This is a genomic window from Methylobacterium sp. WSM2598 (assembly GCF_000379105.1).
Classification (GTDB): Bacteria; Pseudomonadota; Alphaproteobacteria; order Rhizobiales; family Beijerinckiaceae; genus Methylobacterium.
This window is the reverse complement of the sequence record NZ_KB900609.1, coordinates 2,436,716-2,443,840: the sequence shown is the minus strand read 5'-3', so window position 1 is coordinate 2,443,840 and position 7,125 is coordinate 2,436,716. Positions and strand designations below refer to the sequence as shown.

Annotated in this window: 5 protein-coding genes and 1 pseudogene; 3 read left to right on the top strand and 3 right to left on the bottom strand. The window is 66.8% G+C overall.

Annotated elements, in window-relative coordinates:
• Nucleotides 1-70: 70 nt before the first annotated feature.
• The 3 genes from MET2598_RS0111440 to MET2598_RS0111430 are packed head-to-tail and all read right to left on the bottom strand — an operon-like array spanning nucleotide 71 to nucleotide 3,708.
• Nucleotides 71-892 (bottom strand): ABC transporter ATP-binding protein, encoded by an 822-nt coding sequence (locus MET2598_RS0111440; protein WP_198293011.1) that lies wholly within the window; start codon nucleotides 890-892, stop codon nucleotides 71-73.
• A gap of 43 nt (nucleotides 893-935) precedes the next feature.
• Entirely contained in the window at nucleotides 936-2,606 is a 1,671-nt protein-coding gene (locus tag MET2598_RS0111435; protein ID WP_018260917.1) for an ABC transporter permease, read from the bottom strand.
• A 1-nt stretch (nucleotide 2,607) separates the two neighbouring features.
• Nucleotides 2,608-3,708 (bottom strand): ABC transporter substrate-binding protein, encoded by a 1,101-nt coding sequence (locus tag MET2598_RS0111430; protein WP_018260916.1) that lies wholly within the window; start codon nucleotides 3,706-3,708, stop codon nucleotides 2,608-2,610.
• A gap of 204 nt (nucleotides 3,709-3,912) precedes the next feature.
• Here MET2598_RS0111430 and tcuA point away from each other — a divergent pair, with 204 nt between their 5' ends.
• From tcuA to MET2598_RS0111415, 3 genes and pseudogenes are all read left to right on the top strand, one after another.
• Nucleotides 3,913-5,307, top strand: a complete 1,395-nt coding sequence (gene tcuA, locus MET2598_RS0111425; RefSeq protein WP_026190660.1) for an FAD-dependent tricarballylate dehydrogenase TcuA — start codon at nucleotides 3,913-3,915, stop codon at nucleotides 5,305-5,307.
• Nucleotides 5,294-6,571 (top strand): tricarballylate utilization 4Fe-4S protein TcuB, encoded by a 1,278-nt coding sequence (gene tcuB, locus MET2598_RS0111420; RefSeq protein WP_084673820.1) that lies wholly within the window; start codon nucleotides 5,294-5,296, stop codon nucleotides 6,569-6,571. Before tcuA ends, tcuB begins: the two co-directional genes overlap by 14 nt.
• Before the next feature lie 351 nt (nucleotides 6,572-6,922).
• Nucleotides 6,923-7,125, top strand: a pseudogene (locus tag MET2598_RS0111415) (IS5/IS1182 family transposase); the annotation flags it as partial.

The window sequence follows — 7,125 nt, the reverse complement described above, 5'->3', positions numbered from 1 at the left end:
CAATCCCTGCCGGCGCCATTCCGCGCTCGGCTTCGTCAGCCCTGTCCGGTTCGAGAGGCGGGGCACCTGTTCAACCGCTCTCTACTAAACCGAAGCAAGTCCACTCCCCCGCCCCGGTCTCGGGCCGCATCCGCTGGCCGACAAGCTCGCCGGCGCCGATATCGATTGTCGCGGCCGCCCCGTCCGCCTCCACCACACGGCCGGGCAGCCGGACGTTGTTGCCGATGAAATCCGCCGCGAAGAGCGTGCGTGGGCGCGTGTAGAGGTCCGTCGGCGAGCCCTCCTGCTCGATCACGCCGCCATTGAGGAGCACGATCGTGTCGGCGACCGCCAGGGCCTCGATCTGGTCATGCGTCACCATGACGGCGGCGCGCTCCTCGCGGGCGATCAGCTCCTTGAGGAAGGCGCGCGCCTCGTCGCGCAGCTTGGCGTCGAGATTCGACAAGGGCTCGTCGAGCAGGATCACGGCCGGCTCGTAGACGAGCGATCGCGCGATCGCGACCCGCTGCTGCTGGCCGCCCGAGAGCTGGTGCGGATAGCGGCCGCCGAGGCCTGACAGGCCCAGCACCTCGAGTACGGCGTCCACCCGTCGCTTGATCTCGGCCGGCGGCTTGCGGCGCAGTTTTAGGCCATAGGCCGCGTTCTCGTACACGGTGCGGTTCGGCCACAGCGCATAGGACTGGAACACGAAGCCGAGCCCGCGCTCCTCGGCCGGCAAGTCGGTTCCCGCTGCAGCATCGAACACCTTGCGGCCGGAAATCGTGATCCGGCCGCCGGATGCGCGCTCGAGGCCGGCGGTGGCGCGCAGCAGCGTGGTCTTTCCAGAACCCGAAGGCCCGAGAAGAGCCGCGATGCGGCCGCGCTCGACGGTAAAGCCCGCTCCCTTCAGCACCTCGACCGCGCCGTAGCGCAGGCGCAGGTCGTCGACGACGAGCTCAGGCATCCAGGCGCACTCCGAGCCGCAGGGCGAGCGCGATGCCGACCGCGATCACCGCCGTGTTGATGACCGACAGGGCGGAGACCACCGCCATGTTGCCGGATGTCCAGAGGTTCACCAGCATCGCCCCCATCACCTCGGTGCCGGGCGCCAGGAGATAGATGCCGGTCGAGTATTCCCGCACGAAGAGCAGGAACGTGAGCAGCCAGGCGGCAGCAAGCCCGTGCCGGGCGAGCGGGATGACGACGTCGCGCGCCACCCGAGCCTGGCCGGCCCCGGTCACGGAAGCCGCTTCCTCGAGCTCGCGCCCGACCTGTCCGAAGGAATTCGCCACGAGCCGCAGGCCGAACGGCATCCAGACGAGCGTATAGGCGAGCCACACCGTCGCCAGCGTCGCCACAAAAGGCTTCAGCACTGGCACGAACAGGAAGATCCAGAAGATCACGAGGCCGGCCACGATTCCGGGCATCGCGCGCGGCAGGAGCACGAGATAGTCGAGTGCGCGCGTCGTCCAGCTGGCGGACCGGTGCGCTGCCAGTCCGATCAGGACATAGACGCTGACTGACAACAGGCCGCCGGGAATCGCGATGATGAGCGTGTTGATGATCGAGTTGCCGACGCCGCGCAGCGCCCCGAGCGCCCGGTAATTGTCCAGCGTGAGCACGTCCGAGACGGTGACGGTGGCGCCCCAGGAGCTGACGAAGGAGCGGAAGGTGATGCCGGCGAGCGGGACGACAACCACGAGCACGAGCCATAGCGCGATGCCGCCAAGAGCCACCCAGCGCCAGGCCCCAAGCGGCACCAGATGCGGCCGGGCCGCCTTGCCGCGCAGCGTGGCGTGCCGCTCGACCGAGCGCAGCAGCCGGCGCTGGATCAGCACGAGCGGCAGCGTGAACAGCATGATGGCAAGCACCACGACAGCCATGAGCTGGTAGGACGGCGTCCCGAGCCGGGACGTCAGCTTGTAGAGATAGGTGGCGAGCACCAGCCGCCCCTCTGGGTCGCCCAGCACGTAGGGCAGCCCGAAGAGTTCGAAGCCGATAAAGAAGATCAGGACCGCGCTGACTGCGATTGACGGCCAGACGAGCGGCAGCGTCACGCGCGTTGCCACCATCAGCGGGCGGGCGCCGGCCACCCGCGCCGCCTCCTCCAGGTCCGACGGCACCGTCCGCAGCGCCGCGCTGACATAGATGTAGACATGCGGGATATGGGTCAGCCCCACCACGAGCGCGAGCGCCACGAAGGAATAGATATTCCAGCCGATCGGCCCGACATGCGCCTCCCACCAGGTCGAGATGAAACCGACCGGCCCGGCCGCCACGATGTAGCCGAAGGCCAGCACCATCGGCGAGACAAAGAGCGGCAGGAAGATTGCCGGCTCGACCCATCGCCGCCCGGGCAGGTCGGTGCGGACGATCAGGAAGGCCAGCAGCGACCCGAGCGGCACCGCGATCGCCACCATGCTGGCTGAGAGCAGCAGCGAGTTGGCGAGCGCGCCCCAGAAATCGCCGTCGCCGAGGACGAAATGATATGCGGCGAGCGAGGGCCGCGCGCGGGCGCTGTAGAACGGCGCCGACAGGAAGCTCTGCCAGACGACCAGCGCGACCGGCGCCAGGATGATGATCGCGATGAGCGCCGCGATCAGCGCGCGCCAGCCCTGCTTGCGCATGTCAGCGGCCGGCGAGCGCCTTGGTCCACTTGGAGAAGAACGGCAGCCGCTTGGTCGGATCAAGCTCGTTCACCAGGTCCGCATTGATGGCCACCGGCTTGAGGATCTGGCCGTACTGCTTGGTCAGGCCGGCAGCGGTCGCCTCGCCCTCGACATCGGCGCGGATGGAGTAGAGCAGCGCCTTGTTGGCGATGATCGTCTGGCCGCGCTTCGAGAGCAGGTAGTCGAGGAACACCTTGGCGGCGTTCGGATGCGCGGCGGCCTTCGGGATGAAAGCAAGCCGGGTGAGGATCAGGGTGAAGTCCTGCGGGATCACCACGCCCACATTCGGATCCTGCTTGGACTTGAGCAGCGCATAGGGGCCGATCACGTCATAGGCGATGGCGTGCTCGCCGGACGCGACCTTCTCCAGCATGCTGCCGGTTGCCGTATAGGTCTTTGCCTTCGCAGCCCCGAGCCCGTGCGCCACCTTCCAGATGTCGTCGTTGATCTGGGCGTCGTGGCTCATCACGAAGAAGCCGAGCCCGCTGCGCTCTGGGTCATAGGCGGCCGCCTTCCCCGCATAGGCCTGCGCCTTTGAAGTCAGCAGGTTAGCGAGCGCGTCGCGTGTGTGCGGCACGTCGCCTTCGGGGATCAGCCTCTTGTTGTAGACGAACACCACCGGCTCGAAGGTGATGCCGTAGAGCTGGTCCTGCCACAACGACCAGCCGGGCAGATTCTTCTTCTCGGGCGAGGCGTAGGCCATGGCGGCGCCGTCGTCCACGAGCTGGAACTGCAGGTCCATGGCGGAGGACCAGACGAAGTCGGCTTTCAGCGCGCCCGCCGCGACCTCGCTCGACACGCGGCTGTAGAGGTCCGCCGCCTTCACCTCGAGATAATCGACCTTAATCTTCGGAAAGGCCGCCTGGAAATCCTCCAGGATCGAGTTCACGGCGAACTGCTCGGTGTTGGCGTAAATTACGAGGCTGCCTTCCTTCTCGGCCGCCTCGAGCGTCTTGGCATAATCAGCCGGATAGGCCGCCGGGAGCTCGGCCGCCCGCGCAGGACCGAAGCCTAGGGCCAGCAGCAGACCGAGACCAGCCGCGAATGCGCGCCCTTGCATAAAATCCTCCCTGCATGGAGCCGCGACGTCGCGCCGGCTCATCATTGCAGGCCGTCATATACGACCGCACCGTTCCGGCAAGGCGCCGTGCAACCGCCCCGCAAGCAAGCGGCGCAAGGCTCTGGGGTCGCCATGCAGGCGCATACAATGCTAGCGAGCGGTCGAGAGCGGTTGGGTCAGCTCGCAGCAGAAGGTCGCGTGAGGATGGCGGGATCGAAGACCCGTTACGACGTGCTGGTCATCGGCGGGGGGAACGCTGCTCTCTGCGCCGCCATCAGCGCCCGGCGGGAAGGTGCTTCGGTGCTGGTGCTTGAGGCGGCCGATGCGTTCTGGCGCGGCGGCAATACCCGCCACACCCGCAACATGCGCTGCGCTCATGACAGTGCGACCGAGATCCTGACCGGTCCCTATACCGAGGAGGAGTTCTTCGAGGATCTCCTGCGTGTCACGAAGGGCAAGACCGACGAGGATCTCGCCCGGCACATGATCCACGAATCAAAAGAGATGCTGACCTGGATCGCCGAGCAGGGCGTGCGCTGGCAGCCATCTCTCGGCGGCACCCTCTCGCTCGGACGCACGAACTCGTTCTTCCTCGGCGGCGGGCGCGCGATGCTGAACGCGCTCTACGACACCGCCGAGCGCCTGGGCGTCGAGATCCGCTACGAGGCGGAGGTGACCGAGCTCGAGATCGAGGACGGCATGTTCCTCTCCGCCACGATCGGGCGCGAGAACCCGGTCACCGTCCGCGCCGGCGCGTTGGTGGCGGCGGCGGGCGGCTTCGAATCCAACATCGAGTGGCTGAAGCAGTATTGGGGCGAGGCGGCCGAGAATTTTCTCATCCGCGGTACGCGCAACAACAAGGGCACGATCCTGAAACTGCTGCTCGACAAGGGCGTGCAGGAGGTCGGCGACCCGACCCAGTGCCACGCCGTCGCGATCGATGCGCGAGCGCCAAAATATGACGGCGGCATCATCACCCGGCTCGACTGCGTCGTCTTCGGCATCGTCGTCAATAACAGGTGCGAGCGCTTCTACGACGAGGGCGAGGACATCTGGCCCAAGCGCTACGCGATTTGGGGCCGGCTCGTCGCCGCCCAGCCCGACCAGATCGCCTACATCATCTTCGACGCGTCCTCTCTGAAGCTGTTCATGCCGTCGCTGTTCCCGCCGATCACGGCGGCGACGATCCCGGAGCTTGCGGCGAAGCTGGAGCTCGACCCGGCCGCCCTCGAAAACACGATCAACGCGTTCAACGCGGCCGTGCAGCCGGGCACCTTCGACGACAAGATCCTGGACGATTGCCGCACCGAAGGGCTGATGCCGCCCAAGAGTCATTGGGCGCGGCGGATCGAGACCGCGCCCTTCTACGCCTATCCGGTGCGGCCCGGAATCACCTTCACCTATCTCGGCACGAGGGTGAACCGGGACGCGCGCATGCTGATGAACACGGGCAAGCCGTCCGCCAATATGTTCGCCGCGGGCGAGATCATGGCCGGCAACGTGCTCGGTGAGGGCTATGCCGCCGGCATTGGCATGACCATTGGGGCCGTGTTCGGCCGCATCGCGGGACGGGAGGCCGCGCGCAATGCTCGCAACTAGTACGGCCACTGCCGGCACCACGCCGGATCACGCCACCGCCAGCCTCGCCGAGGCGGACCGCCTGATGACGGTGTGCAATTCCTGCCGCTATTGCGAGGGACTGTGCGCCGTGTTCCCGGCGATGGAGTTGCGCCGCGCCTTCGGGGACGGCGACCTGAACTACCTCGCCAATCTGTGCCATTCCTGCGGCGCCTGTTTTTACGATTGCCAGTTCGCTCCGCCGCACGCCTTCGACGTCAATGTGCCGAAGGTCCTGGCCGAGGTCCGCAACGACAGCTACGCCCATTACGCCTGGCCGGGCTTCCTGCAGCCGCTGTTCCGGCGCAACGGCACCGCGGTTGCCCTGCTGACGGCGCTCAGCGTCGCCGCATTCCTGTTCGGGCTGATGGCTTTCGCCGATCCGGGCGTGATGTTCGGCATCCAGACCGGACCGGGCGCCTTCTACCGGATCATGCCGCACCACACGATGGCGCTGCTTTTCGGCATCGCGTTCCTGTATGCGCTGCTGGCGATGGCCTTCGGTCTGCGCGCCTTCTGGCGCGACATCGGCGGGCCGCGCGAGACGCTGCACAGGCCGGCTTTCCTGTGGGACGCGATGCGGGACGCCGGCCGGCTGCGCTATCTCGATGGCGGCGGGCCCGGCTGCATGAACGACAGCGAGAAGACGGTGCGGGATCACCGCCGCGTCTACCACCACCTGACCTTCTACGGCTTCCTGCTCTGCCTCGCCTCGACCTCGATCGCGACGGTCTACCACTACGTCGTCGGGCACGAGGCGCCCTATGCCTGGTACGACCTGCCGGTGGTGCTCGGCACGCTGGGCGGCATCGGCCTCGTCATCGGCCCGATCGGATTGCTGCGGGCCAGGGCCGAGCGCGATCCGACTATGCGGGCGCCTGGCGGTCGCGGCATGGAGAATGCCTTCACGCTGATGTTGCTGGCACTCGGTGTGACCGGCCTGGCACTGCTTCTCCTCCGCGGCACGCCCGCGATGGGAACGCTGCTCGCCATCCACCTCGGCGCCGTGTTCGGCTTCTTCGTGACGATGCCCTATAGCAAGTTCGTGCACGGCATCTATCGCTACGCCGCGCTCGTCCGCTACGCCCGCGAACGCTACGCCTTCCACGGCCGCTCGCCTTCCGCGAAGCGCGCCCTAGCCAATCCGGACCCGGCCCCGCGCGCTAAGGCGCACCGGCCTCGTCGGCGCTTGCCGGGCGGGCGATCCCGGGCGGGTGTCGAGCAACAACAAGGCCGCAAGCAGTAATCCTGCTCGGACCTGGACTTCAGGCCTGGGCGGGAGACGCTTGGCCAAGGTGGGAGCTAACCGGCCAGCGGGGCCACCACCCTAACGTAGGGGAAATAATGAAACGCAGGACCTTTGTCGCTGGCGCTCTCGCTATGCCAGCCATTTGGGCTTCCCTACCCCAGTGGCGATGGAAGACCCGTCCGCCCGAGCTTATTCCGCTTTGGGGAGAAGGCTGGACACCCTGAATGGCCGGCTTGGGCGCGAAGGCGAACGTCGGCTTCCGGGCAGCAACTGAATGACGGCTCACCACCGAGGCTGTGTGAAAACGTGAGGGTTTTTGATAGTCTCTGCCTGACGGTGGAGGCTGGTATGGCGCGGTTTGTTTGGGGTGCGGATCGCCATCAAGTCACGCTGCTGCCGAACCGGTTGGACGACTACGTGTCCGAGGACAATCCGGTGCGCGTCGTCGACGTGTTCGTGGACGAACTTGATCTTGCGGCTCTGGGTTTTGACGGTTTGATGCCGGCCGCGACGGGCCGGCCCGGCTATCATCCCACCACGCTGCTGAAGCT